Source organism: Nocardia amamiensis, from assembly GCF_015477605.1.
Lineage (GTDB): Bacteria > Actinomycetota > Actinomycetes > Mycobacteriales > Mycobacteriaceae > Nocardia > Nocardia amamiensis_A.
In genome coordinates, this window is the sequence record NZ_JADLQX010000001.1 from 49,845 (window position 1) to 73,605 (window position 23,761).

At 68.2% G+C, this 23,761-nt stretch carries 18 protein-coding genes; 11 read left to right on the top strand and 7 right to left on the bottom strand.

The features are described from left to right. Positions 1-98: 98 nt before the first annotated feature. The 3 genes from IU459_RS00260 to IU459_RS00270 all read left to right on the top strand — a co-directional run bounded on the left by IU459_RS00260 (position 99) and on the right by IU459_RS00270 (position 1,532). Positions 99-314 (top strand): hypothetical protein, encoded by a 216-nt coding sequence (locus IU459_RS00260; RefSeq protein WP_195127393.1) that lies wholly within the window; start codon positions 99-101, stop codon positions 312-314. A 166-nt stretch (positions 315-480) separates the two neighbouring features. Continuing rightward, positions 481-1,098, top strand: a complete 618-nt coding sequence (locus tag IU459_RS00265) for a histidine phosphatase family protein (RefSeq protein ID WP_195127394.1) — start codon at positions 481-483, stop codon at positions 1,096-1,098. A gap of 113 nt (positions 1,099-1,211) precedes the next feature. Next, the gene (locus IU459_RS00270) at positions 1,212-1,532 is read left to right on the top strand and encodes a hypothetical protein (protein WP_195127395.1); all 321 of its coding nucleotides are present in this window, start codon (positions 1,212-1,214) and stop codon (positions 1,530-1,532) included. A gap of 70 nt (positions 1,533-1,602) precedes the next feature. Here the strand turns inward: IU459_RS00270 and IU459_RS00275 are convergent, their stop codons facing one another. The 4 genes from IU459_RS00275 to IU459_RS00290 form a co-directional block, all read right to left on the bottom strand. Continuing rightward, on the bottom strand, positions 1,603-2,502 hold the full coding sequence (locus IU459_RS00275) for a cutinase family protein (RefSeq protein WP_195127396.1): 900 nt from the start codon (positions 2,500-2,502) through the stop codon (positions 1,603-1,605). 315 nt (positions 2,503-2,817) lie between these two features. Continuing rightward, positions 2,818-4,287 (bottom strand): glutamate synthase subunit beta, encoded by a 1,470-nt coding sequence (locus IU459_RS00280; RefSeq protein WP_195127397.1) that lies wholly within the window; start codon positions 4,285-4,287, stop codon positions 2,818-2,820. Continuing rightward, the gene (gltB, locus tag IU459_RS00285) at positions 4,280-8,932 is read right to left on the bottom strand and encodes a glutamate synthase large subunit (RefSeq protein ID WP_195127398.1); all 4,653 of its coding nucleotides are present in this window, start codon (positions 8,930-8,932) and stop codon (positions 4,280-4,282) included. Before gltB ends, IU459_RS00280 begins: the two co-directional genes overlap by 8 nt. A gap of 726 nt (positions 8,933-9,658) precedes the next feature. Next, a complete protein-coding gene (locus tag IU459_RS00290; RefSeq protein WP_195127399.1) occupies positions 9,659-10,234 on the bottom strand; it encodes a chorismate mutase in 576 nt (191 codons plus the stop codon). Positions 10,235-10,446: 212 nt separating this feature from the next. Between IU459_RS00290 and IU459_RS00295 the strand changes: the two genes are divergently transcribed. From IU459_RS00295 to add, 6 genes are all read left to right on the top strand, one after another. Then, positions 10,447-12,162 (top strand): DUF4407 domain-containing protein, encoded by a 1,716-nt coding sequence (locus tag IU459_RS00295; RefSeq protein ID WP_195127400.1) that lies wholly within the window; start codon positions 10,447-10,449, stop codon positions 12,160-12,162. Between the two features lie 500 nt (positions 12,163-12,662). After that, a complete protein-coding gene (locus tag IU459_RS00300; RefSeq protein ID WP_324198681.1) occupies positions 12,663-13,535 on the top strand; it encodes a hypothetical protein in 873 nt (290 codons plus the stop codon). Next, positions 13,532-14,635: a DUF4129 domain-containing protein gene (locus IU459_RS00305; RefSeq protein WP_195127401.1), complete on the top strand. Its 1,104-nt coding sequence runs from the start codon at positions 13,532-13,534 to the stop codon at positions 14,633-14,635. Before IU459_RS00300 ends, IU459_RS00305 begins: the two co-directional genes overlap by 4 nt. Positions 14,636-14,699: 64 nt before the next feature. Further along, positions 14,700-15,677, top strand: coding sequence for an AAA family ATPase (locus IU459_RS00310; RefSeq protein ID WP_195127402.1), 978 nt, complete (start codon positions 14,700-14,702; stop codon positions 15,675-15,677). A gap of 3 nt (positions 15,678-15,680) precedes the next feature. Next, positions 15,681-16,976 (top strand): DUF58 domain-containing protein, encoded by a 1,296-nt coding sequence (locus IU459_RS00315; protein WP_195127403.1) that lies wholly within the window; start codon positions 15,681-15,683, stop codon positions 16,974-16,976. Between the two features lie 59 nt (positions 16,977-17,035). After that, positions 17,036-18,055: an adenosine deaminase gene (gene add, locus IU459_RS00320; RefSeq protein WP_195127404.1), complete on the top strand. Its 1,020-nt coding sequence runs from the start codon at positions 17,036-17,038 to the stop codon at positions 18,053-18,055. A gap of 92 nt (positions 18,056-18,147) precedes the next feature. Here the strand turns inward: add and IU459_RS00325 are convergent, their stop codons facing one another. After that, a complete protein-coding gene (locus IU459_RS00325) occupies positions 18,148-18,939 on the bottom strand; it encodes an RDD family protein (RefSeq protein WP_195127405.1) in 792 nt (263 codons plus the stop codon). Positions 18,940-18,982: 43 nt separating this feature from the next. Between IU459_RS00325 and IU459_RS00330 the strand changes: the two genes are divergently transcribed. After that, on the top strand, positions 18,983-19,999 hold the full coding sequence (locus IU459_RS00330) for a stage II sporulation protein M (protein ID WP_195127406.1): 1,017 nt from the start codon (positions 18,983-18,985) through the stop codon (positions 19,997-19,999). Between the two features lie 831 nt (positions 20,000-20,830). Here the strand turns inward: IU459_RS00330 and IU459_RS00335 are convergent. Next, positions 20,831-22,267: a hypothetical protein gene (locus IU459_RS00335; RefSeq protein ID WP_440446446.1), complete on the bottom strand. Its 1,437-nt coding sequence runs from the start codon at positions 22,265-22,267 to the stop codon at positions 20,831-20,833. A gap of 85 nt (positions 22,268-22,352) precedes the next feature. Here IU459_RS00335 and IU459_RS00340 point away from each other — a divergent pair, with 85 nt between their 5' ends. Then, the gene (locus IU459_RS00340; protein WP_195127407.1) at positions 22,353-22,991 is read left to right on the top strand and encodes a class I SAM-dependent methyltransferase; all 639 of its coding nucleotides are present in this window, start codon (positions 22,353-22,355) and stop codon (positions 22,989-22,991) included. Here the strand turns inward: IU459_RS00340 and IU459_RS00345 are convergent, their stop codons facing one another. After that, entirely contained in the window at positions 22,992-23,759 is a 768-nt protein-coding gene (locus IU459_RS00345) for an SDR family NAD(P)-dependent oxidoreductase (protein ID WP_195127408.1), read from the bottom strand. It lies immediately after the preceding gene. Positions 23,760-23,761: the final 2 nt, after the last annotated feature.

The following is a 23,761-nucleotide window of genomic DNA, read 5'->3' on the forward strand; positions in this document are numbered from 1 at the left end:
CGAGCCTTCTCCGCGATCGGTTCTTCTCCAGCGAATGGGACGGCTACGCTTGGATATTCGGCTCCGGGAGGAGGCCGATACACCTTAAGGGGTTTGATATGTACCTTGACCTGCTGGCCAACGCGAGTCTGCTGGACCACTCCGTGTGGGCGAGCCCGGACGTGTGGATGAGTTCGGCGACGGAACTTGCCGCCAAAAAGAAGAAGAGCAGCAGAGGCGGCGGCCTGATCATCGGCGCGATCTGCTGCCTGTTGGTCGTGGCGTTGATCATCGCCGGTATCTACCTGTTGACCAAGCGGAAGAAGAACACCTAGGGCAGACGTCGACGGCCCGGCTCGCGTGAGCGAACCGGGCCGTTGTTCGTGCCGAGTAGCCCGACTCGGAGCCGATCGATATCGGGGTCTCTCACCGACCTGTGGCCCGAGCAGGGACAGTGGGTCCGGATGGAACCGGTTACTGGGGATCGGGCAGAGTGGGCGTGTGCAGTTGATACTTGTTCGCCATGCTCAGCCGGTCCGGATATCGAACTCCGCCGGACCAGCGGACCCGGAGTTGGCACCGGTGGGGCTGGAGCAGGCCGAGCGGGTGCCCGCGGCACTCGGGCATCATCGGATCTCCCGGGTGGTGAGCAGTCCGCAGCGCAGGGCGCGGGAAACGGCCGCACCCACCGCCGCGAAACTCGGTCTCGGCGTGGAGATCGTCGACGACCTGGCCGAATACGATCGCGATCTGCCCGCCTATATTCCGATCGAAGACGCCAAGATCGAATTCCGGGACGCGTACGAGCGGATCAAGGCCGGGGATTTCCCGTTGCAGATCGATGGCGATGCCTTCAAGACGAGAGTGCGCGCCGCCGTCGCCGACATTGTCGCCGCTGCGGAACCAGAGGACACCGTGATCGTGTTCGCACACGGCGGGGTGATCAATGTGACGCTGCAAGAAATCCTCGGACTGGCACGGCCGCTGACGTTCCCCATCGACTACTGCTCCATCACCCGCATCCTCTTCTCCCGCAATGGACGCCGCACAGCGGCGACGGTCAACGAGAACGGGCACGTGTGGGATCTGTTGCCGCGCAATATCGCTCCGCGGAGCTGAGCCTTTCACAGCCGATTGCCAGGACCATCGCACCGGTGTCCCAGCGACGGAATCTTCGATGGGACCGGTGAGCCACTCGCACAGTGGTTCACGGTTCGAGAGAAAGGAATTCCGTGTCGCTCTCCAAAACCACTACGCCGCTATGGCGTCTCGCCCGGGTGACCGTGGCGGGCGCGCTGATCGCGGTTCCGCTTGCCGCGCTCGCCGGGACCGCATCCGCTGAAACGCCGGCCGGGCCGGCCGACGGGGTCCACGTCCAAGTCGTGGACGAACCGGAGCAGGGTGCCGATATCAACCGTCCCCGTCACTTCGAAAGATACGAAAGGCACGACGGCCCGCGCCCCGGGCCGGGTGACCACCCGTGGCGCGATGCCCCGCCGCAGCGGGAGTTCCACCACTTCAAGCAGTACTCGCCGCCGACCGGGTCGAGCTAGCCCGCTCGCCCGGGAAAACCGAAGGCCCACCTCCATATCCGGAGGTGGGCCTTGTGGTTTCCGCGATGGCTCAGGCCATGCCCGCGATCCAGTTGCGCATCCAGGAGATGGCGGTCTGGCCGCCGCCCACCTGATAGCTGCCATACACCGTGTGCGCCTGCGACTTGTAGAAGCGCTCGAGATCCTTGGCCCGCTGCTGGTTGGCCGAGTCGGTCAGCTGTGCCTGCAGCGTCGGGACACCGCCGAGCGACATCAGGTCGCCGATGATGTTGCCCGCCTCGATCTGGTAGCGCCAGAGGTTGGCGGGGTTGGCGTCCGACGCCTGGGCGAGGAATCCAGCGAACCGTGTGACGAAGTCGTCGCTCGCGGTCGCGCAGTAGAGGTCGTCGACGGCGCAGATGGTGCGCGTACGGTCGCTGACCCAGCCGAAGCCGCCGACCCGGGGGCCGCCCGCGCCTGCGCCGGGAGCGATCGGGCCGACCTGGGCGTCGGTGGGCGAACGCCGCGGATCGGAGATCAGGCCGACACCGGCGACGCGGTCGGGCGACACGACACCGAGCCCCGTGCCGATCTCGGCGGCGAGGTCACCGGCCGCGTCCGCGCCCTGGCTGTAGCCGACGAGCGCGATCTTGGTCGCGCCGCAACGCTGCGCCATGGCCGCGATCAGCCCGCGCGCGTTGTCGACCGCCTCTTTCTTCGAGTTGCCGTAAACCTCACCCTCCCAAGGGAAGGCGGTGGCGGCATAGGTCACGTAGTCGACCTCCGCGGAGGACGGCAGACCTCGGGTGACGCCGGACAGCATGCCCGGCTGCGGCGCCTTGTCGTGCCCGGTCTCCCAGGTACCCGGAATCGCCACCACATACAGACTCGGGCAGCCGGGGGCCGCGCTCGCCGACCCGCTGCCGAAAACCAAGCCGGACATCACCGTCGCGGACGCGCCCAGAGCCGCGACGACCTTCTTCCACTGCATACCGCTCCAAACCCTTGCCCTCGTCGAACTTCCCGCCGAGTTGCCGCGTCAATGCTGAACTCATCGGATGTCGTTCCAGTGCACGCCAAGTGAACATAAGTCACCCGACCGGTTCGACCTGCACTTTCCAACGACATGTCAAGATCAGCCACACGCCGAAGATCACAATAAGGGCACGACCGCCGCAATGCCATTCGAAACCCGGAGTGTGTCGGATTTCCGACACTCCGCGGCCCGAGGACCATCGATCGCGAAAAGGCGCCTGTGGACGAGTTGTCCACAGGCGCCTTCGTTTCCGCTCCGGTAAGAGAGGGTCTAGCGCTGAGCCACCATGGTGGGGGTGATCGGCGCCGGGAGGGCGGTCTCGCCTTCCAGGTACCGGTCGACACCGGCGGCCGCGGCGCGGCCTTCGGCGATGGCCCAGACGATGAGCGACTGACCACGGCCCATGTCACCCGCGACGAAGACGCCGGGAACGTTGGTCGCCCAGTTCTTGTCGCGCTGCACGTTGCCGCGCTGGTCGTAGCCGACGCCGAGATCGGTGAGCAGGCCCGGCTTCTCGGGTCCGACGAAGCCCATGGCCAGCAGGACCAGGTCGGCCTCGAGGGTGAAGTCGGTGCCCTCCACCTTCTCGAAGCGGCCGTTGACCATCTTGACCTCGTGCGCCTCCAGGCCGGTCACCTTGCCGTCCGCGCCGACGAAACGCTCGGTGTTCACCGAGAACACCCGCTCGCCGCCCTCCTCGTGCGCCGAGGAAACCCGGTACATCAGCGGGTAGGTCGGCCACGGGGTCGAGGCGGCCCGCTCCTCCGGCGGACGCGGCATGATCTCGAACTGGTGCACGCTGGCGGCGCCCTGCCGGTGCGAGGTGCCGAGGCAGTCCGCACCTGTGTCGCCACCGCCGATGATGACGACCTTCTTGCCCTTCGCGTGGATGGGCGGCAGGCCGTCGGCGTCGGTGACGTCGTCGCCGAGTTGCACCCGGTTGGCCCACGGCAGGAAATCCATCGCCTGATGGATGCCGTCCAGGTCGCGACCGGGGATCGGCAGGTCACGAGCGACGGTGGCGCCACCGGCGAGCACGATCGCGTCGAACTGCTCGCGCAACTGCTCGGCGGTGAGGTCCACGCCCACGTTCACGCCGGTCTTGAAGATGGTGCCCTCGGCCTCCATCTGCGCGAGACGGCGGTCGATGAAGCGCTTCTCCATCTTGAATTCCGGGATGCCGTAGCGCAGCAGACCGCCGATGCGGTCGGCCCGCTCGAACACCGTCACGGTGTGTCCGGCGCGGGTCAGCTGCTGCGCCGCGGCCAGGCCGGCCGGGCCGGAACCGACGACGGCGATCTTCTTGCCGGTGATGCGGGTCGGGTAAACCGGGGTCACCCAGCCCTCGTCGAAGGCGTTCTCGATGATCTCGACCTCGACCTGCTTGATCGTGACCGGATCCTGATTGATGCCGAGCACGCAGGACGCCTCGCACGGCGCCGGGCACAACCGCCCGGTGAACTCCGGGAAGTTGTTGGTCGCGTGCAGCCGGTCGATGCCTTCCCGCCAGCGGTCCTTGTAGACCAGGTCGTTCCACTCGGGAATCAGGTTCCCCAGCGGGCAGCCATTGTGGCAGAACGGGATACCGCAGTCCATGCACCGGCTGGCCTGGGTGCGCAGGGTCTGGTGGGAGAAGTTCTCCTCGTAGACCTCTTTCCAGTCCATCAGGCGCAGCGGCACCGGCCGCCGCTTCGGCAGTTCCCGAGAAGTGTGCTTCAGGAATCCCTGGGGGTCAGCCACGTGCGGCCTCCATAATCGCTTCGTCCACGTCCTTGCCGCTCTTCTCAGCTTCGGAGATGGCGAGCAAAACTTTCTTGTACTCCCGCGGCATGACCTTGACGAAGTGGTTCACCTGCTGCGACCAATCGCTCAGAATGCGATCGGCGACCGGGGAACCCGTCTGGTCACGGTGCTGGGTGATGATGTCGTGCAGCCAGGTGAAGTCGTCACCGGCCAACTGCTCGACGGCGTCGGCCTGCTCGGGGTTGAGCTTGGACGCGAAGGTGCCGTTCGGGTCGAAGACGAACGCAACGCCGCCGGACATACCGGCGCCGAAGTTACGGCCGGTCTCGCCGAGGATGACCACACGACCACCGGTCATGTACTCACAGCCGTGGTCGCCGACGCCCTCGACCACCGCGGTGGCGCCGGAGTTGCGCACGGCGAACCGCTCGCCGACCACACCGCTGAGGAACACCTGCCCGCTGGTCGCGCCGAACAGGATCACGTTGCCCGCGATGATGTTCTGCTCCGCGACGAACTCGCCGGGCGCGTTCAGCGACGGGCGCACCACGAGGCGGCCGCCGGAAAGGCCCTTGCCGACATAGTCGTTCGCGTCACCCTGCACGCGCAGCGTGATGCCTGCGGGCACGAAGGCGCCGAAGCTGTTGCCCGCCGATCCGGTGAAGGTGATGTCGATGGTGTCGTCGGGCAGGCCGGCGCCGCCGTAGAGCTTGGTCACCTCGTGGCCGAGCATGGTGCCGACGGTGCGGTTCACGTTCGTGATCTTGGTCTCGAACTTCACCGCCTGCCCGCGCTCCAGCGCGTCCCGGCTCTGCGTGATCAGCTGCTGGTCCAGCGCCTTCTCCAGGCCGTGGTCCTGGGCTTTGGTGCAGCGGCGGTCCTGGTACATGAACGCCGTCTCGACGTCGTCGAGGATCGGCGACAGGTCCAGCTTGCTGGCCTTCCAGTGCTGCTTGGCCCGCGAGGTGTCGAGCAGATCGACCCGTCCGATGGCTTCGTCCAGGGTGCGGAAGCCCAGCTGCGCCAGCAGTTCCCTGACCTCTTCGGCGATGAAAAGGAAGAAGTTCTCGACGAATTCCGGCTTGCCGGTGAAGCGTTCGCGCAGCACCGGGTTCTGCGTCGCGACACCGACGGGGCAGGTGTCCAGGTGGCAGACGCGCATCATGATGCAGCCCGAGACCACCAGCGGCGCGGTGGCGAAGCCGTACTCCTCGGCGCCGAGCAGCGCGGCGATCACCACGTCGCGACCAGTCTTCATCTGGCCGTCGACCTGCACCACGATGCGATCGCGCAGGCCGTTGAGCAGCAACGTCTGCTGGGTCTCGGCCAGGCCGAGCTCCCAGGGACCGCCCGCGTGCTTGAGCGAGGTCAGCGGCGATGCGCCGGTGCCGCCGTCGTGACCGGAGATCAGCACGACGTCCGCGTGCGCCTTGGAGACGCCCGCGGCGACGGTGCCGACGCCCGGCTCGGCGACCAGCTTCACGTGAATGCGCGCCTGCGGGTTCGCGTTCTTCAGGTCGTGGATCAGCTGCGCCAGATCCTCGATCGAGTAGATGTCGTGGTGCGGCGGCGGCGAGATCAGGCCGACGCCCGGCGTCGAGTGCCGTACCTCGGCCACCCACGGGTACACCTTGTGCGCGGGCAGCTGGCCGCCCTCACCGGGCTTCGCGCCCTGCGCCATCTTGATCTGGATGTCGGTGCAGTTGGTCAGGTAGTGCGCGGTCACGCCGAAGCGGCCGGAGGCCACCTGCTTGATCGCGCTGCGCCGCCAGTCGCCGTTCTCCTCCGGCTCGAAGCGCGACGGCGACTCGCCGCCCTCGCCCGAGTTGGACCGTCCGCCGAGGCGGTTCATCGCGATCGCCAGGGTCTCGTGCGCCTCCGCCGAGATGGAGCCGTAGCTCATCGCGCCGGTGGAGAACCGCTTCACGATCTCCGACGCGGGCTCGACCTCCTCGATCGGGATCGGGGAGCGCGCGTCGTTCTTGAACTTGAACAGGCCGCGCAGCGACGCGAGCCGCTCGGACTGGTCGTCGACCAGCTTGGTGTACTCCTTGAAGATCGAGTACTGGCCGGACCGGGTGGCGTGCTGCAGCTTGAACACCGTGTCCGGGTTGAACAGGTGGTATTCGCCCTCGCGCCGCCACTGGTACTCACCGCCCACCTCGAGCTCACGGTGCGCGCGCTCGTTGCGGTTCTCCAGGAACGCGACCAGGTGCCGCTGGGCGACCTCGTCGGCGATCTCGTCCAGGCCGATGCCGTCCAGGTGCGAGCGCAGGCCGGTGAAGTACTCGTCCACCAGCTCCTGCGACAGGCCGATCACCTGGAAGAGCTGTGCGCCGTTGTAGGAGGCCAGGGTGGAGATGCCCATCTTGGACATCACCTTCAGCACGCCCTTGCCCGCCGCCTTGTTGTAGTTCGCGACTGCCTTGCGGTAGTCGGCGGCCAGGTCGCCGGTGCTGCCCGGCATCTCCAGCGCGCCGCGCTCGAGCATGTCCTCGATGGTCTCGAAGGCCATGTACGGGTTGATCGCGGCGGCGCCGAAGCCGACCAGCATGGCCATGTGGTGCACCTCGCGGGCGTCACCGGCCTCCACGACCAGGCCGACCATGGTGCGGGTGCGCTCGCGCACCAGGTGGTGGTGCACCGAGGAGGTCAGCAGCAGCGACGGGATCGGCGCCAGCTTCTCGTTGGACTCGCGGTCGGACAGCACGATGATCCGCGCTCCGCCATCGATGGCGGCCGACACCTGGGTGTTGATCGCCTCGAGCGCCTTGCGCAGGCCCTTGCCGCCCTGCTGCACCGGATACAGGCCGCGCACGACCACCGAGCGCAGCTCGGGGTGCGAACCGTCGTCGTTGATGTGCACGAGCTTGGCCAGCTCGTCGTTGTCCAGGATCGGCTGCTCGAGCGCGATCTGGTTGCACGACTCCGGCCCCGGGTGCAGCAGGTCGGCCTCCGGGCCGATGTTGCGCTTGAGGCTGGTCACCACCTCTTCCCGGATCGCGTCCAGCGGCGGGTTGGTGACCTGCGCGAACAGCTGGGAGAAGTAGTCGAACAGCAGGCGCGGACGGCTGGACAGCACCGCGATCGGGGTGTCGGTGCCCATCGAGCCGAGCGCTTCGAGGCCGGTCCTGGCCATCGGCGAGATCAGCAGGCCGAGCTCTTCGGTGGTGTATCCGAAGATCTGCTGGCGGATCAGCACGCGATCGTGCGACATGTGCACGTGCGGACGGTCGGGCAGGTCGGCGAGGCGGGACACGCCCTTGTCGAGCCACTCCTGGTACGGGTGCTCGGCGGCGAGCTGGGTCTTGACCTCCTCGTCGCCGACGATACGGCCCTGGGCGGTGTCGACCAGGAACATGCGGCCCGGCTGTAGGCGCGCCTTCTTGACCACCTTGGACGGGTCGATGTCGAGCACGCCGACCTCGGAGGCCATCACGACCAAGCCGTCGTCGGTCACCCAGATGCGGCTGGGGCGCAGGCCGTTGCGGTCGAGCACGGCGCCGATGACGGTGCCGTCGGTGAAGCACACCGACGCCGGGCCGTCCCACGGCTCCATCAACATCGAGTGGTACTCGTAGAAGGCCCGCCGCTGCGGGTCCATGTTCTCGTTGCGTTCCCACGCCTCGGGAATCATCATCAGCACGGCGTGGGGCAAGCTGCGGCCGCCGAGGTGCAGCAGTTCCAGCACCTCGTCGAACCGGGCGGTGTCGCTTGCCCCCGGAGTACAGACCGGGAAGATCTTCTCCAGCCGGTTCTTGCCCGCGGAGTCGGTGCCGAAGACGTCGCTGCGCAGCAGCGCCTCACGGGCGCGCATCCAGTTCTCGTTGCCGGTGACGGTGTTGATCTCACCGTTGTGCGCGACGCGGCGGAACGGGTGCGCCAGCGGCCAGGACGGGAAGGTGTTGGTGGAGAAGCGGGAGTGCACGATGCCCAGCGCGCTCTCCACCCGGGAGTCCTGCAGGTCCAGGTAGAACGCGCGCAGCTGCGGCGTGGTGAACATGCCCTTGTAGACGAAGGTCTGCCCGGACAGGCTCGGGAAGTAGACCGATTCCTTGCCGACCGCGCCCTCACCCGCACCGGCCGACCCCAGTTCGTGCTCGACTCGCTTGCGCACTACGTAGGCGCGACGCTCCAGATCCATGCCCGACAGCGGTTCGGAAGCGTTCTTCGGCGAGGCGATGAAGATCTGCCGGAAGGTCGGCATGGCGTCACGCGAGAGTGCGCCGAGCGACGACTCGTCGATCGGGACCTCACGCCATCCCAGGACCTCGAGGCCCTCTTCCTTGACGATCTTCTCCACGCCGTATGCGGCGCGCGCGGCTTCGCGACGGGCCTGCGGCAGGAAGGCGATACCGGAGGCGTAGGAGCCCTCCGGCGGCAATTCGAAGCCCACGATGGCGCGGAAGAAGCGGTCGGGAACCTGGATCAGGATGCCCGCGCCGTCACCACTGTTGGGCTCGGCGCCGGCGGCACCACGGTGCTCCAGGTTCAACAGAGCCGTAATAGCCTTGTCGACGATGTCGCGGCTGCGGCGGCCGTGCATGTCGACGACGAATGCGACGCCGCAGGCGTCGTGCTCGTTCGCCGGGTCGTAGAGCCCGATGGGTCCAGGTGACCTGTGGCCAGGAAGTTGCGTCATGCCTCTGCCTTCAAGAAAGTCGGCCTTCGAAGAAAACGGCCTTTCGTTCGAACGCCTCCGTACAAGACTGCGCCCGTACGTTCCGAAGCCAGCCGCGCTGATGGTCTTCGGCGTGCAGTCAGGTCTGCAGTTGTCTCCACCCGCTTCTGTGACGTAGTGGGTGCCCTTCGGTAACGGATCCCTAACAAGATCCTTACCTCCGAGCGGGGTCTCGCCCGCTACGCTGAGCACCGGCTAGGGGCTGCCCGAGCGGGCGATTGCCGAACATTCTGTGTTCGGCGTAAGAGCAAACGATAAGTCAGGTCCAGGGCCCAACCAACTTAGGTTTCGCTAATAACCAGGTTTAGCTGGGCTTCTGCATTCGGTCCTCCACGTGTGCGCGTCGTCCAGTGTAAAGCAGCGAGTAGGGTGCAATCGATCCCTCTGGCACTGGGTGCCAGCAGGGAAGAACCGGCGTGCACAACCGGCCCGAAACCTCCGCGCAACACCGGGAACCCGTCCTCACCTGCGTCGAAGAAGATTTCCCCGGACCGGGCCGGACAAAACCAAGCGGCAGCGGCTAACTCGGCGATCGAGCCGCTGAGATGTTTCCTACACCGGCGTGACAAGCCGCGAATGCGATCCGACCGTCCGGACTCTTTTGCTCACTGTGGAGTTCAGCACATTCTCAGCAAATAACGTGGAGTGTTGTTGGACACATCTTCCGAGCGTCGGCACGGCGGCTGTTCAGGCCGGGCAGAGCACGATTGCGGCACGTACCAGCGCGGCTTGGTGCAAGGCATCCAACCGGCCGGTGAGGAACGCACTGAAGACGCTGCGCGCCAACCGTTCAGCGCAATCCGGCGCGGTCAGCTCGGCTCGATGGGCGGCCAGCTGGTCGAGGATTTCGACGTTCACCCGGTCGATGACCGGACGCACGGACGCGAGACCGGCGGGGTCGCTCGGCGCCGCGGCCGGGTCGAAGCGCCACCGCAGGATCAGGCCGCGCTGCACTGTCTTGTTCGCCTCGATCTGACCGAAGAACACCTGCCGTACCCAGTTCTCCGGCAGTTCACGGCTGTTGCCGAGGCGGGCCATCGCGTCGTAGACCTCGGACTCACGGACGGGATCGTCGATGGCCGGCTCGATGCCGCGCTCGCCGGCCGCCGCCCACTTCGCCGCGGCCACCGCGTCGGCCGTGTCCAGCCGCTCGATGACCAGCGCGACCAACCGGTCCAGCGATCCGTCGGCCGGAGCCGCGCCCGCGTTAGCCGGCCACATGAGCAGCGCCGCCGCGAATATCGTCACCACGACTCCGCGCATGCCGGGACCTCCTGGGATCGCTCACCACTGCGCCAGAGTAGGTGTATTCAGCCCCCGCGGTCCCGGCGACGCTCGATGACCTGTGAGCCTGGACACATCCGGCCGCCCCTGCTCGCTGAGTCGGCCGAGGGCCTGTCACGCTGTCACAACGAATCCGTGACAGTTTCGTCGCGCCCGCGAAAGCGCCTGGGACGTAGAGGATGTGCCTTCCCATGACCGTCACCGGCTTGTTCACCTGGCTCGGCGGGGGCCGGACCAGCGAAATCATCGATCACCACGAGCGCGCCGGTTACGCCGTCACCGGCGCCGTCGTGCTGTTGTCCGCGACGGTCTCGGGCGCGATCACCGGCCTGGCGGCGGCCTCGACGGACGCGTTGCCGCTGTGGGCGACGCTGGCGGCGGCGCTCGTGGTCGCGGCGCTGACCGGTGCGCTGGCGCGAGCCGTGGCGACGGCGCGGCCGAGCGGAGGGCCGGACCGGCTCGGCCTGATCGTGCGCGTCACGGTGGCCGTGCTGGCGGGTGGATTGATCGCCGAACTGGCCGCGGTCGTACTCTTCGGCGCATCCGTCGATCGTGTGCTGGACGACCGGGCTCAGCGGTCGGTCGATTCGGCGGCGCAGGTTGTCGCGGCGCAGAGCGAACTGGACCGGGCGAAGGCCGACCGGGCCGCGCTCGACCGGTCGATCACCCAAGCGCAGGCGGACATCGACCGTGCGTTGGTGACCGCCCGCTGCGAGTACAACCCGACCCCCGAGTGCCCGCAGACCAGGATCACCGGTGTGCCCGGCCGCGGACCGGAAGCGCAGACCGCCAACGACATGCTCGACGACGCCCGCAAGCAACTCGCCGCGGCGCAGGGCCGGGTCGATGAGGCCGACCGCCGGATCGCCGACGACCAGAACACCCTTTCCGCCGCACGGAACTCCGCCTTCGAAGGAGCCGACCGTGGGCTCGGCGCGCGCTGGCTGGCGATGAACGACTACACCGTGCGCGAGGCGTTGCCGCTGCGCATTCTCACCATCGTGGCGTTCGTCGCGCTCGCTTTGCTCCCGCTGGTGCTGCGCTGGTGGCGCGGGGAGACATCGTTCGACCGGCACAACGCGGCGCGTGCCGTCCACGACCGCGCCGAGCGCGAAGCCGACACGGCCATCGCGGTCAAGCAGGCCGAAGTACGCGCCGAAGCCGAGACCCTGCGCGCCGAACAGCAGCTCACCGCCGCCCGCCTCGCCATCGAGGCGGACACGGCCATCGACCGGGAGCGGGAGCGCACCCGCATCATCGCGGCCATCGGCGGTATCGAGATCGGTATCACCGAACCGCCGCGCCGCCCCGAACTTCCCGCCGCCGCGGCGGACGATCGAAAGGACAGCGCCATGCCGGATGAGGCGACGCCGAACCTACCCGCCCCCGTCACCGCGAGCCCGCCGGCGCCCGCCGTCGTGCCAGCACCCGCACCCAAGGGCGGCGGTCTCGAGCTGCCGCTGATCGGCACGGTGCCGTTCACCGACACCGCGGCGCGCTTCATCCGGCCGCTGGTTCCGTCGTTCGTCGCCAACGCCATCGACACCGCGACGCACCCGCTGCGCACCGCGCGGCAGGCGTTCGAGGAGGTCGAGGAGATCACCTTCACCCTGCGCCGCACCCGCAAGGTGACCATCGACGGCCAGACCTCACACCCGCAGGCCATGGGCGGTCCGATCGGCTACCAGCTCCAGTCCGGCTCCCCCGACGTCGCACACGCCCAGCACATCGCCTCCACGGTCGTCGACGCCGACTATTCCGCCCCCCATGCGCCGCGCTACTCCCTTCCCCCGACCGGTGCGGCGGGCTACGGTCTGCCCACCGGTGTGAGCCGGGAAGAACTCACCCACAACCACCACGCCGAACTTCCCGAGTCCAACCGCCGCGAACTCCCGCCCGGCCGGTGATCCGCAGCGGCACCGGGAGGCGATAGTCTCCGCAGGCTCGACTTCGACCCGGGACCAGCGGAATCAGCGCAGCCACACGGCAATGCCGACTGGCGTGACGGGCAGCGGTCGCCCGGTCAGGAACATCGTCCACTGCCGTGCGGGCTGATCGGGAAACCGCAGGTACGGCTCGATGACGAAGACGGTGCCCGCGGCACGCAGCCGGTCGGCCAGCCGGTGCCGGCGATGCCGAGACGCTTGGCCGAGCCGCTCAGGAGCACGTCGACTCGGCCCGCCGCAGCTTTTTGGCCGACCTTCCCGAATAGTCCCGCACCGCAGGTCGCCCGCCGTGGCGAGCTGATGCGAATCCGTCCGTTATCCGTGGGCGCTGCGCAATCGGAACGCCACGGCGGCGAGCAGCAGGATCGACATGGTGCCGATGGTCCGGCAGGCGCTGGTCGAGATGATGAACTCGTGGTTGGTGCAGCGCCTCCCGCAGCGCTGACGGTTAGACTCGGCCCGTGCTGCCAGCCGCCGAACCGGCCGGTGCCGTCGGGGCGGGAACAGATCCGGTACCGGGATTTCCTGGAACGACGGTGCCGATCCGACCGCTGATTTTCCGCGAACTGCTCGATCAGCCGTTCGCTCTGATCCAGGCGAACATTCGCGCCCTGGCCGGGTTCAGTCTCGCAGGCTTGTTCGCCGCCGAGGCGGTCGTCGTCGCGGTGACCGCGGGCGTCTCGGGGCTGACCGACGGCTCCGACCCGGGCACCGCCTGGGCTGCGATTCTGTCGACCGCCGCCTGCGCGTGGGTGCTGCGGTTCGCGTTGCGCGGGATGACCGTGGCGCTCGGACTCGCGACCGTCGGCGGCGCCCCGATCGGCTGGCGCACCGCGCTCGGCCGGTGCGCTGCGATCTTCGGTCCGCTGCTGGTGTTCCAGCTGTTGTTCACCTCGGTTGGTGTGGCTGTGATCGCGCTGAGCAGCCCGTTGATCGTGACGCTTCCGCTGATATTGCTCTGGCTCGGCTGGCTGCGGGCGCGCCGTTGGATCACGGTTCCGATTCTGTTCGCCGAGCGAACCTCGCATCGCGACGGCGTCGCCCGCGCGAAACTGCTCGCCGAGGGCGCCGAGTGGCCGACCACCGGACTGTGGATAGCCCAGCGTGCCCTGTTCGGGCTGCTCGCGGTGCCGTTGCTGGCCATCCCGCTGTTCATCACGGATTTCTCCGGCACCCATCGGTGGCCGGTGATCATCCTGACCACCTCCGCCGTGCTGCTGGTGACGGCGTTCGGCGAGGTGGTCGAGGCATCGTCGCGGGTGGTGTGCTACATCGATCGCCGTTGCCGCAGGGAGGGATTGGACATCCGCATCCCCACTCGGGAGACGCGATGAACGATCCTCGGCCGCCGCGAAGCGCGCCGGATACACGCGATCCCGCGGAAATCAGTCTGGCCAAGACCGTCCCGGTGACGAACGACCCGGCACCCGGCACCCCTCATCTCCGCTCCGCCGCCGACCATCGGGCCGCCGCTGAATCGGCGGCGCAGCGCCGGGATTTCGACAGCGCCCTGCGGGAACGATTCCGCGCCGTGCTGCGCGGCTTGGAACAGCATGGCGTGCTGGAAGTCCGGCGCTCGCGCACCGCGCGGGAAACCGCCGACGACGTGACGACCGCGCTGCCGCTGGAGGTCGCCACCGAACTACATCCCGCGGCACGCAGTTTCGACGAGGTGGTTTACGGCGGACGCCGCGCCGGCGAAGACGAATACCGCAGACTCGAATACGCCGACCGGTTCTCCGCCGCCGCGCCGCCACCCGCATCGGAGCCCACCGCGATCGAGGCGAAGGAGCGACCGCCGCGCACCAGACGGCAACTCCCGCCACTGCCGAAGCTATTGCGCAGTCCGAAATTCTGGGCCGTGCTCGCCGCCACAGCCGCATTGCTGCTGCTGGTCTACGGCGCACTGCAATCCTGCGGTGCGCCGACCGCGCCGCCGCCGAAACCACCACCGGACCTGCCCGACGTCCCGCCGCCGGACGATACCTACGACCCGCCTGGCTTCGGAGCGGGCGACGATCCGATCTGGGATCGACTGCCCGCACCGGTCTTCTACGGCGCAGTGCAGTTTCTGCTCGCCGCCGCACTGGTGGTGTGGTGGCGCGCGCGGCGGCGGGGCGCTCTGGTGCGCGAGCCGCGCCCGGTGGAAGTCGCGGCGAACGAATTGCTCGCCGGCCAGGCCGCGCTGTATCGGCGCTCGAAGGACCACGACCACGTCGCCGGAAAGCTGCGAGCGGCGACCATGCGCCGCATTCGTACACCGCTGGGCGTCACCGCCGACACTCCGCCGGACCGGATCGTCAGCGCGATCGCCGCACGCATCGGAGCCGACCCGGCACAGATCGCGGCCGCGCTGTTCGGCCCGGTGCCCGACCCGGACGCCCTGCGGATGGTGGCCGCTCAGCTCGAATGGATCGAATCGGAGATCGGATGAGGCAGCATCGCCCAACCACCCGGCCGACGGCGTGCGGGAACGCCCGCGAACCACAGGAGGTCGAATGACCAGCATCGATACCACCCCGACGGCCGAGGAAGCGCTCGCCGCGTTCCACGCGCTGCGCGCCGAGATCGGCAAGGCGGTGGTCGGCAACGACAACGCGGTCATGTACCTGGTGCTCGCGCTGCTGTGCCGCGGCCACGTGCTGCTCGAGGGTGTGCCCGGCGTGGCGAAGACGCTGCTGGTGCGGGCACTGGCCACAGCGCTGGATCTGGACCACGCGCGTGTGCAGTTCACCCCGGACCTGATGCCGGGCGACGTCACCGGCTCACAGATCTACGATCCGCACTCGGCGGAGTTCACCTTCCGGCACGGCCCGGTGTTCACCAATCTGCTGCTCGCCGATGAGATCAACCGCACTCCGCCGAAAACCCAGTCCGCGCTGCTGGAATCAATGGAGGAGCGGCAGGTCTCGGTGGACGGGAAGCCGCAGCCGCTGCCCGACCCGTTCGTCGTGGTCGCCACGCAGAATCCGATCGAGCAGGAGGGCACCTACCCGCTGCCGGAAGCCCAGCTGGACCGGTTCCTGTTCAAGGTGGACATCCACCTGCCCGGCCGCGATGACGAATTCCGCATCCTGCAACGCCACGCCGCCGGGTTCGATCCACGTGACCTGACCGCCGCGGGACTGCGTCCCGTGGCGGGCCCCACGCACATCGCCGCCGCGCGCGCCGCGATCACGAAAATGACGATCAGCCCGGAGGTGCTCGCCTACACCGTCGACGTCTGCCGGGCGACGCGCACCTCGCCCGCCGTGCAGCACGGTGCCTCCACCCGAGGCGCGACCGCTCTGATGGCGGCTTCACGCGCGTTCGCCTGGCTCAACGGCCGCGGTTTCGTCACACCGGACGACGTGAAATCCGTCGCGGTCGCCGTGCTGCGGCACCGCCTGCACCTGCGCCCGGAAGCCGAGCTGGACGGGGTGACCACCGAGGGCGTGATGTCGGCGCTGCTGCTGTCGGTTCCGGTTCCGGTGTAGCGCATGGTCGTCACCGGTCGGCTGGCCGCCGCGGCGGGAGCGTCCGCCCTGTTCGTCACCCTGCTCGTGCCCTCCCTGCTGGGGGTCGTCACGCTGACCTGCGCGCTGGCCGCGGCCGTGCTCATCGATCTGGCCGCGGTGGGCCGGGCGCGGGATCTGACGCTCTCCCGGCAAGCACTGACCACGGTGCGACTCGGACGCTCCACCGAAGTCGAGCTCGTCGCGGTGAACACCGGGCCCAGGGTGCTGCGCGGCATCGTGTGGGACGACTGGCCCGGCAGCGCACGCGCCGTAAACCGCGCGCACCCGCTGGATCTCGCGCCCGCCACCTTGGTCCGGTTCCGCACCACGCTCACACCGACCCACCGCGGTGATCGAGTCGCGGGACCGGTCACCGTGCGGCTGCTCGGCCCGCTCGGGTTGGCCGGCAAGCAGACCAGGCACGACGTGCCCGCCCGGGTACGCGCGCTGCCCGCGTTCCGCGCCGAGCGGCTGCTGCGGTCGAAAGTGAAACGGCTGCAACATCTCGAAGGCAGCAATGTAGCCAACCTGCGCGGGCAGGGCACCGAATTCGATTCCTTCCGCGAGTACGTCGCCGGCGACGACGTGCGCGCCATCGATTGGCGCGCCACCGCCCGTGCCACCGACGTCCTGGTCCGCACCTGGCGCCCGGAACGCAACCGGCACATGCTGATGCTGCTGGACACCGGCCGGATCAGCGCGGGCCGCGTCGGCGAAGGCACCCGCCTGGACGCGAGCATCGAGGCCGCCCTGCTGCTCGGCGGGCTGGCGGCCGCCGCGGGCGACTCGGTGGACCTGCTCGCCTTCGACCGGAAACCGCGCGCCGAAGTCCGCGGTGCGGGCGGAAAAGGTTTGCAGCTGAAGCTGATGCACGCGATGGCGGGCATCACCCCGGCCCTTGTCGACACCGACAGCGCCGGCCTGGTGCGGGCGGCCGTGCAGCGCACCCGCCGACGCAGCCTGGTCGTCTGGTTCACCAGCCTCGACGGGGCGGCCGTCGAGGAGAATCTGCTACCCGTACTGCCCGTCCTCGCGCAGCGCCACCGGGTGCTCATCGTGTCGGTGACCGACCCCGACGTCGCCGCCGCGGCGGCCCGCCGCGACAACGTGGGCGATCTCTACGCGGCGGCCGCTGCCGAATCCGTCCTGGCCGAACGCGCTCTGGTCCAGGAATCCCTGCGGCGCATGGGGATCGCGGTTGTCGCCGCGCCACCGGAACGACTGCCCGAGGCCTTGGCGGACGAATACCTCGAACTCAAGCAGTCCGGCGCCCTCTAGCCGTTCCGCGCGGGCCGAAACGGCATCCAGATGCGAGGGCGAAGGAGGATCATTGGCCCATGTCCTCAGATCTCGCCGCCTTCGTCCGCGGACTGCCCAAAGCGGAGCTGCACCTGCATCTGGAAGGGACACTCGAGCCGGAGCTGAAATTCCGCCTCGCCCAGCGCAACGGCATCGAGCTGCCGGAGAAGTCCGTCGACGAAGTCAAGCAGACCTATCGCTTCCATGACCTGACCTCGTTCCTGCGGGTCTACTACCCGGCCATGCGGGTGCTGCAACGGCCGGAGGACTTCCACGACCTCGCCTTCGACTATCTGACCAGAGCACATGCGCAGGGCGTCCGCCATGTCGAGATGTTCTTCGATCCGCAGGCACACACCGGGCGCGGTGTTCCGTTCCCCGCCGTGGTCAGTGGGTACCGATCGGCGATCGCGCGGGCGCGGCGCATGCTCGGGATCTCCGCCGAGCTGATCCTGTGCTTCCTGCGCGACCATTCCGCGGAGTACGCGATGGCGACACTGCTGGAAGCACTGCCGTACAAGGACTGGATCATCGGGGTGGGGTTGGACTCCGACGAGCGCGGCAATCCGCCGAGCAAGTTCGATGCCGTCTTCCAGCGCGCCCGCGCGGAAGGATTCCTGCTGACCATGCACTGCGACATCGACCAGCAGAACTCCATCGAGCACATCCGCCAGGCGCTGGAGGACATCGAAGTCGACCGCCTCGACCACGGCACGAACATTGTCGAGGACGACCGTCTGGTCGAGCTGGCCAAAAGCAAGGGCATCGCGCTCACCTGTTGCCCGGTGTCGAACTCCTTCGTCACCGCGCAGATGAAGTCCGATGAGATCGTCGGCCTGCTGAACCGCGGCCTGACCGTGACCGTCAACAGCGACGACCCCGCGTATTTCGGCGCGTACGCCGCCGACAACTACCTGGCGCTGGCCGAGCAGGCCGGCCTCGAAATCGATCAGCTGGCGGAACTGGCCAAGAACTCGTTCCGCGCGTCCTGGATCACGCCCGCCCGCCAGGACCAGTTCCTGCGTGAGATCGACGCTTACGTCGCGGGCAACAGCTAAAGGAGCGAAGACAGAGGCAGCCGCAGAAACGACGCTGCCGGACGGAGTCCGTCCTCAGACCGCGCCGGGCCGAGCGAAGGCGAGGCAGCCGCCTACTGCGCCCGCACCGGCATCGGCGCCGGCAGCACCGGAAACATAGGCCGAGGCAGCACCCGGCGCTGCCGTTCGGCGATGACCGCACCGAGGATCTGCAATGGGGGGTAGCCGACGGGGGGTGCGACGCGCAGCCGATCGCATACTTCGGTTACGAGCACGGTCCCCAAATGGTGCTGGGCGGCGGGGGTCAGCGTGCGGAAGCGGGTCAGGTACTGCCGCACCGCCAGCGCGAGATCTTCTGGCAGCCCGGACAGGTCGAGTTGCGCGCTCCAGCCCGTCAGCCACGGCGGGGCGATCGCCAGCGCGGGCAGCGGCAGCGGCCGTTGCGCGTGCACGACCACGGTGCCCGCCAGCACGTCACCGATCCGCCGCGCGTGTGGCGAGCACATCGAGGTGAGGACCGCGATGGCGCCGAATCCGCCGAGCATCCAGAAGTCGACGATGGCGCCCGCCAAGCCGCGGGTGAGCGCGTGCCGGAAATCGACCGGTCCGCCGTCCTGACGCACCACCCGCAGGCCGAGCATCAGCTTGCCCAATGTCCGCCCGCGCCAGACGGTCTCACAGGTCACCGGGTAGCCGACCAGAACAGCGACGACGGTGACCAGCACCACCGCGTCCAGCCACGCCGAATCCACTCCCGGGGGCAGCAACATCCAGACGATCGCGAACAGGACGAATCCGAGCGCACACTGGACCAGCACGTCGATCAGGAACGCGGTGGCCCTGGTGGGGATCCGGGCGATCGGCAGCTCCAGGGCGACCGCTTCGCCGGTTGTGAATTCAGCCATCTCGTTAGCATTCTTGCGACTGGCGGGAGTGGGAGGCAACCGAATGGACGTGGACGCATACAGCCTGGCGCACCGCAGGGCTTGGGAACGGCTCGACTACCTGTCCACGCGCGGCAAGCTGACCGGCGCCGAGGCGGACGAACTGGTCATGCTCTACCGCCGGACGTCCCAGCAGTTGGCGCGATTGCAGTCGCACAGTCCCGACCCGGAGTTGATCGCCGGACTGAGCGCGCTGCTGGCCCGGGCCCGTGGCCGGGTGCTCGGGACGCGCACCGGAACCTGGCAGGAGGCCGGCCGGTTCTTCAGCCACCGTTTCCCGGCGGCGCTCTACCGGTCCTGGCCGTGGTGGGTCGGCGTGGCCGCGGTGTTCCTGCTCGTCACAGCCGGGTTGGCCATCTGGGTGGACCGGTTCGAATCCGCGCGAAAGGTACTTGGGATCCCGGATGACAGCGGGGATCTCACCGCGCCCGGCGGCGCGTTCGAGACGTACTACTCGGAACATCCGCAGGGTGCGTTCGCCGCGCAGGTGTGGACGAACAACGCATGGGTGGCGGCCATCGCCTTGTTCACCGGCGTGTTGATCCTGCCCGCCGTGTACCTGCTGTTCATGAACGCGCTCAATCTGGGCGTCAGCGCGGGACTGATGGCCGATGCGGGGCGGCTGGATTCGTTCTTCGGTTTCATCCTCCCGCACGGCACCCTCGAGCTGACGGCCGTGTTCGTCGCGGGCGGTGTGGGGCTGAAACTCGGTTGGACGCTGATCGATCCGGGTCGGCTCAGCCGGGTGGAGGCGGTCGCCAGGCAAGGCCGCGCGACCGCGACGGTGGCGCTCGGACTGGTCGCGGTGTTGCTGGTGTGTGGCTTCATTGAGGGATTCGTGACGCCGAGCCCGCTGCCCGCGCCGGTCCGTATCGCGATCGGGTTCACCGCCGAGGCGTTCTTCCTGGTCTATGTCTTCGGAGTCGGGCGTCGCGCGGTACTGGAGCAGGCGGGCGAGGTCTACGAGCCGTCGAGGAATCAGCACGCGAGTGTGAGCCAGACAACATTCAGCACACGCTGAGCGACGACGGCCTGGGCAACCGACAGCTAAACCGGGTTACAGAGTGGTTTCGAATCCCCCATTTGAGTTCCGCTGGCCGCAGCGAGTCTTGCTCGAGCTGCGGCCAGCGTTACCGTCAACTCTACACAATCGTTATCCCTACGCAACCGTCCCCGCCGAGGTCAAGCGTATAAAGCAGCACGCCAGCAAACCCTGGCGGCACCCTTCCTCCGACCCGTGCCAGCAAACCGAGCGCGGCGGCGGAATCCACCGTTTCGGCACGCTTACGGCACCCTCGTAATCTCCCTTCGGCCGCCACTCCGAATCGCTCCGCAAAGGAGTCGCGGATATCCCGGGCGCGTTAGCTATACCTGGGATAGACCTCTCCATGGTTTGCTGACATGCGCTCTCACCTGCACGTTCATTCCCTCGAAATGGCGATTGCTGGCCGCCGCCGAATAGAAAGCGACCAGAAGTTTGTTTACTTGGTAATAAACCGACGCGTACACAGCCCAGATACCGGAAGACCGGTCAGTTCCCCGACAGGCTCCGTATTAACCGGCCCGCACATCGGACCGCTCGGCCAGGCCCTACCGCCGCCATTCAGCACCTCGATCGCAACCATAAAGGCGTGTGTGATCTTCGCCTCACTACCTCGCCGCAGCGGCCCTGCCGCGCGAAATGGGCACCGTGACAGCGCAGTTCGAGAGATCCACGTCACAATCATCAACCACTGAGCACCGCTCCCGCGGTCCATTGGATCGCTGTCCCAGCACCGTGGCGCAGCTCCATGCGGGCCAGCCCGATCCCGATCGCCGGGCGCTCCGAGCCGCCTCACCCCCTTGGCCCGGCTCAGCCGACGCGCAGGATTCCGGTGATCGTGCCCTGGAGGAGCCGCCCGTCGTGGGTGATCAGCGGCGCGGTCTGGAGCGGATCGTGCGTGATGGTGCCCGGGAGCGGGTACGAGGAGGTGACCGCACCGGTATCCGGATCCACGACAGTGAAGACATACCCGTCGAGAGGTGTGGGGTAGTCGGGACCGACGCGCGCGATGGTGTACAGCCCGCCGTCGGCGGTGGACAGTCGCGGTACCGCCGCACTGCGAATCCTGTTATCCCACACGGTCTGACACCCGTTGTCGCGCACGTCGATCCGCGTCATGCCGCCGGTGAACGGCGCGCTCGGCGGCACTGCCGGACCCGCGCCCTCCGGCAGTGCCGGATACGGGTAACCGTAGGTACTGGCGACGAACACGGAACGACCGATCCCGACCGGCGAATTCTCACTGCCCGCATCGTGTTCGGCGAGTACCGGAACCGTGCACACCAATTGCCCGGTACCCGAACGGAATACCAGCGCGTTCACCTGCCCGTCGGCGTTATCGACGATGGTCAGGTAATCCGCGCCGGTGTCCGGACCGAAGTAGGTGGGTGTCGATCCGGTGCCCCAGCTCAGCTGTCCCGGCTTTCGCGCCGAGCCACGGTCGTAGGCCGCTCGCCATATGATCTCCGGATCGCCGAACGCATCGGCGCCCAGTTCATAGAGCGCGTGCGTCGTCGCCACGGCGATCAGCCCGCTCGGTGCCGCCGAAATGCTGTTCGTCACTTGCTCGCCGGCGGGCAGCGTCAATGCCGCGACCCGCCCGGTCTGGGTGACGAACCCGACCACGCCCTGGCCGGTCGCGAACCACACATTGCCCGACCAGTCCGGGACCAAGCCGGTCACGTTGTCCCCGAATGGGACCACCGACCCGAGGTCGGCGGATTCCTCGCTGACCAGCCGCCAAGCCCCCGCCACGTCACGCTCGTGCCGCACCCGGAGCATTCGATGCGCGCCATCCACGACCACCAGCCGGTTGTCGTTGTCCAAATAGGCGTACACCCCACCGAGCAGGCTGCCTTTGGTCAATGGCAGCGCGGCGAGCGGGGCCGGCAAAGGACCAAGTGCCGAAGGGTCGAGCAGATACACCGTCGGCGTCTGTCCCGCGATCGCGGTACACAGCGCGACCACAAGAAGGTCCGATCCTTCCAGCAAAGTCGGGCACGCTGCGGCCAGCGGAAAGGCCGTGACAGCCGCGACCCTGCCGCCCGGCCCGGCAAGCGGGGTGGCGTCCGAGGAACCCGCGTCGCCGTGCATGGTCGCGGTACCGGTCGGCCCGAGGAAAGGATTGCGCGGCGCGAGCGGTCCCCAGTGCCCGGCCGCCGACGCCGGTTCGCTCGGCAGCATCGCCAGGGCACAGATCGCGAGGATGGTCAACGGGCGGCGCATGCGGTGGTCCTTCTCAGGCATCGCGGCATCCGAATGGACACCCCGGGGAGCAGTATTCAGGCTTCGGCCGCTCGGATCGGTGCGGTCGGGTCGATACGATGGCGCCATGAGTAGTGTGCGGGAACGCCTGCTGTCCACCCTCGCGAGCCAGCTTGGCAACCCGCACGGCGTGCTCGGCAAGGGCGTCGCTCTTCTGCTCAATCGCGGCAACAAGACCGCCATAGCCAGTGCGGTCGACGCCGCCGCCGTCCCGTCCGGTGGGAACGTCGCGGATATCGGATTCGGTGGCGGAGCAGGGCTTCCGCTGCTGCTCGAGCGGGTCGGCGCCGATGGCGTGGTGCACGGCGTCGAGATCTCCGCCGACATGCTGGCGCGCGCCCGCTCCGGTCACACTCGCGACATCGGCTCCGGCCGGCTGCGCCTCGCCGAGGGCTCGCTCACCGCACTGCCACTCACCGACGACAGCCTCGACGCCGCGATCACGGTCAACACCGTCTACTTCGTCCCGGATCTGGCCGCAGCCTGCACCGAGCTCGCGCGGGTGGTCCGACCGGGCGGTCGCCTGGTGATCGGCATCGGCGACCCGGACGCGATGGCGAAGCTGCCGTTCACGTCCTATGGCTTCACCTTGCGCCCCGTGCCGGACGTGATCGCCACACTGGAGCACGCGGGCTGCACCGTCGAACATCAGCGGCTGTCGACCCGGCCGATTCCGCACCATCTTTTGGTCGCGACACCCCGATAACTACATCAGCGCGCCGCCGTCGACGCGGATCTCGGTCCCCGTCATGTAGCGCCCGTCGTCCGAGGCCACCATGGCGACCACGCCGGCGATGTCCTCCGGACTGCCGAGGGCTCCCCCGTTGAGCCATCCGGTCATCCGGGAGAAGAGCTGCGGATCGAACCCCTCGGGCTGATCCAGGATGGACTTCGTCGTGATACCGCTGGTGATACCGGCCGGAACGATATTCACCGCCCGCAGCCCCTGCTTGGCGTACTCCAGGGCGATGGCGTGGGTGAAGGAGTTCACGCCGCCCTTGGACGCCGCGTAGGACGCGAGGTAGGGAGCCGCGCTGAAGGCCGCGGTAGAGGAGATGTTGACCACCACGCCGTGTCCGGTGTCCAGCAGCGCGGGCAACGCGGCCTGGGTCATCAGGAAGGTGCCGGTGAGATTCACCGTGATGACCTGGTTCCACACCTCGAGCGGCATCTCGTGGGTGCGGGCGGGCCGCAGGATGCCCGCGGCGTTGACCAGCACGTCCAGGCCGCCGAGGAAGTCGAGCGCCTGTTCGGTGGCCCCGCGCACGGACTCGGGGTCGGCGGTGTTCACTTCGACCGTTCGCAAGCGCGCGGCGCCGTCACCCGCCTTCTCCGCGGTGGCCGCGAGGCCGGTCGCGTCGATGTCGGCGGCGACCAGCTGGGCCCCCTCGTCGAGCAGCCGCAGGGCGATGCCCTGACCGATGCCGGATCCGGCTCCCGTCACCATCACGCGGCGACCGTCAAATCTGCGCATGC

What these genes read in the sequence shown, in the direction of transcription:
- IU459_RS00310 (WP_195127402.1), top strand. Translation starts at nt 14,700, where the DNA reads ATGACCAGCATCGATACCACCCCGACGGCCGAGGAAGCGCTCGCCGCG.
- IU459_RS00315 (WP_195127403.1), top strand. Translation starts at nt 15,681, where the DNA reads ATGGTCGTCACCGGTCGGCTGGCCGCCGCGGCGGGAGCGTCCGCCCTG.
- IU459_RS00325 (WP_195127405.1), bottom strand. Translation starts at nt 18,939, where the DNA reads ATGGCTGAATTCACAACCGGCGAAGCGGTCGCCCTGGAGCTGCCGATC.
- gltB (WP_195127398.1), bottom strand. Translation starts at nt 8,932, where the DNA reads ATGACGCAACTTCCTGGCCACAGGTCACCTGGACCCATCGGGCTCTAC.
- IU459_RS00330 (WP_195127406.1), top strand. Translation starts at nt 18,983, where the DNA reads ATGGACGTGGACGCATACAGCCTGGCGCACCGCAGGGCTTGGGAACGG.
- add (WP_195127404.1), top strand. Translation starts at nt 17,036, where the DNA reads ATGTCCTCAGATCTCGCCGCCTTCGTCCGCGGACTGCCCAAAGCGGAG.
- IU459_RS00260 (WP_195127393.1), top strand. Translation starts at nt 99, where the DNA reads ATGTACCTTGACCTGCTGGCCAACGCGAGTCTGCTGGACCACTCCGTG.
- IU459_RS00340 (WP_195127407.1), top strand. Translation starts at nt 22,353, where the DNA reads ATGAGTAGTGTGCGGGAACGCCTGCTGTCCACCCTCGCGAGCCAGCTT.
- IU459_RS00290 (WP_195127399.1), bottom strand. Translation starts at nt 10,234, where the DNA reads ATGCGCGGAGTCGTGGTGACGATATTCGCGGCGGCGCTGCTCATGTGG.
- IU459_RS00305 (WP_195127401.1), top strand. Translation starts at nt 13,532, where the DNA reads ATGAACGATCCTCGGCCGCCGCGAAGCGCGCCGGATACACGCGATCCC.
- IU459_RS00335 (WP_440446446.1), bottom strand. Translation starts at nt 22,267, where the DNA reads ATGCCTGAGAAGGACCACCGCATGCGCCGCCCGTTGACCATCCTCGCG.
- IU459_RS00295 (WP_195127400.1), top strand. Translation starts at nt 10,447, where the DNA reads ATGACCGTCACCGGCTTGTTCACCTGGCTCGGCGGGGGCCGGACCAGC.
- IU459_RS00275 (WP_195127396.1), bottom strand. Translation starts at nt 2,502, where the DNA reads ATGCAGTGGAAGAAGGTCGTCGCGGCTCTGGGCGCGTCCGCGACGGTG.
- IU459_RS00345 (WP_195127408.1), bottom strand. Translation starts at nt 23,759, where the DNA reads ATGCGCAGATTTGACGGTCGCCGCGTGATGGTGACGGGAGCCGGATCC.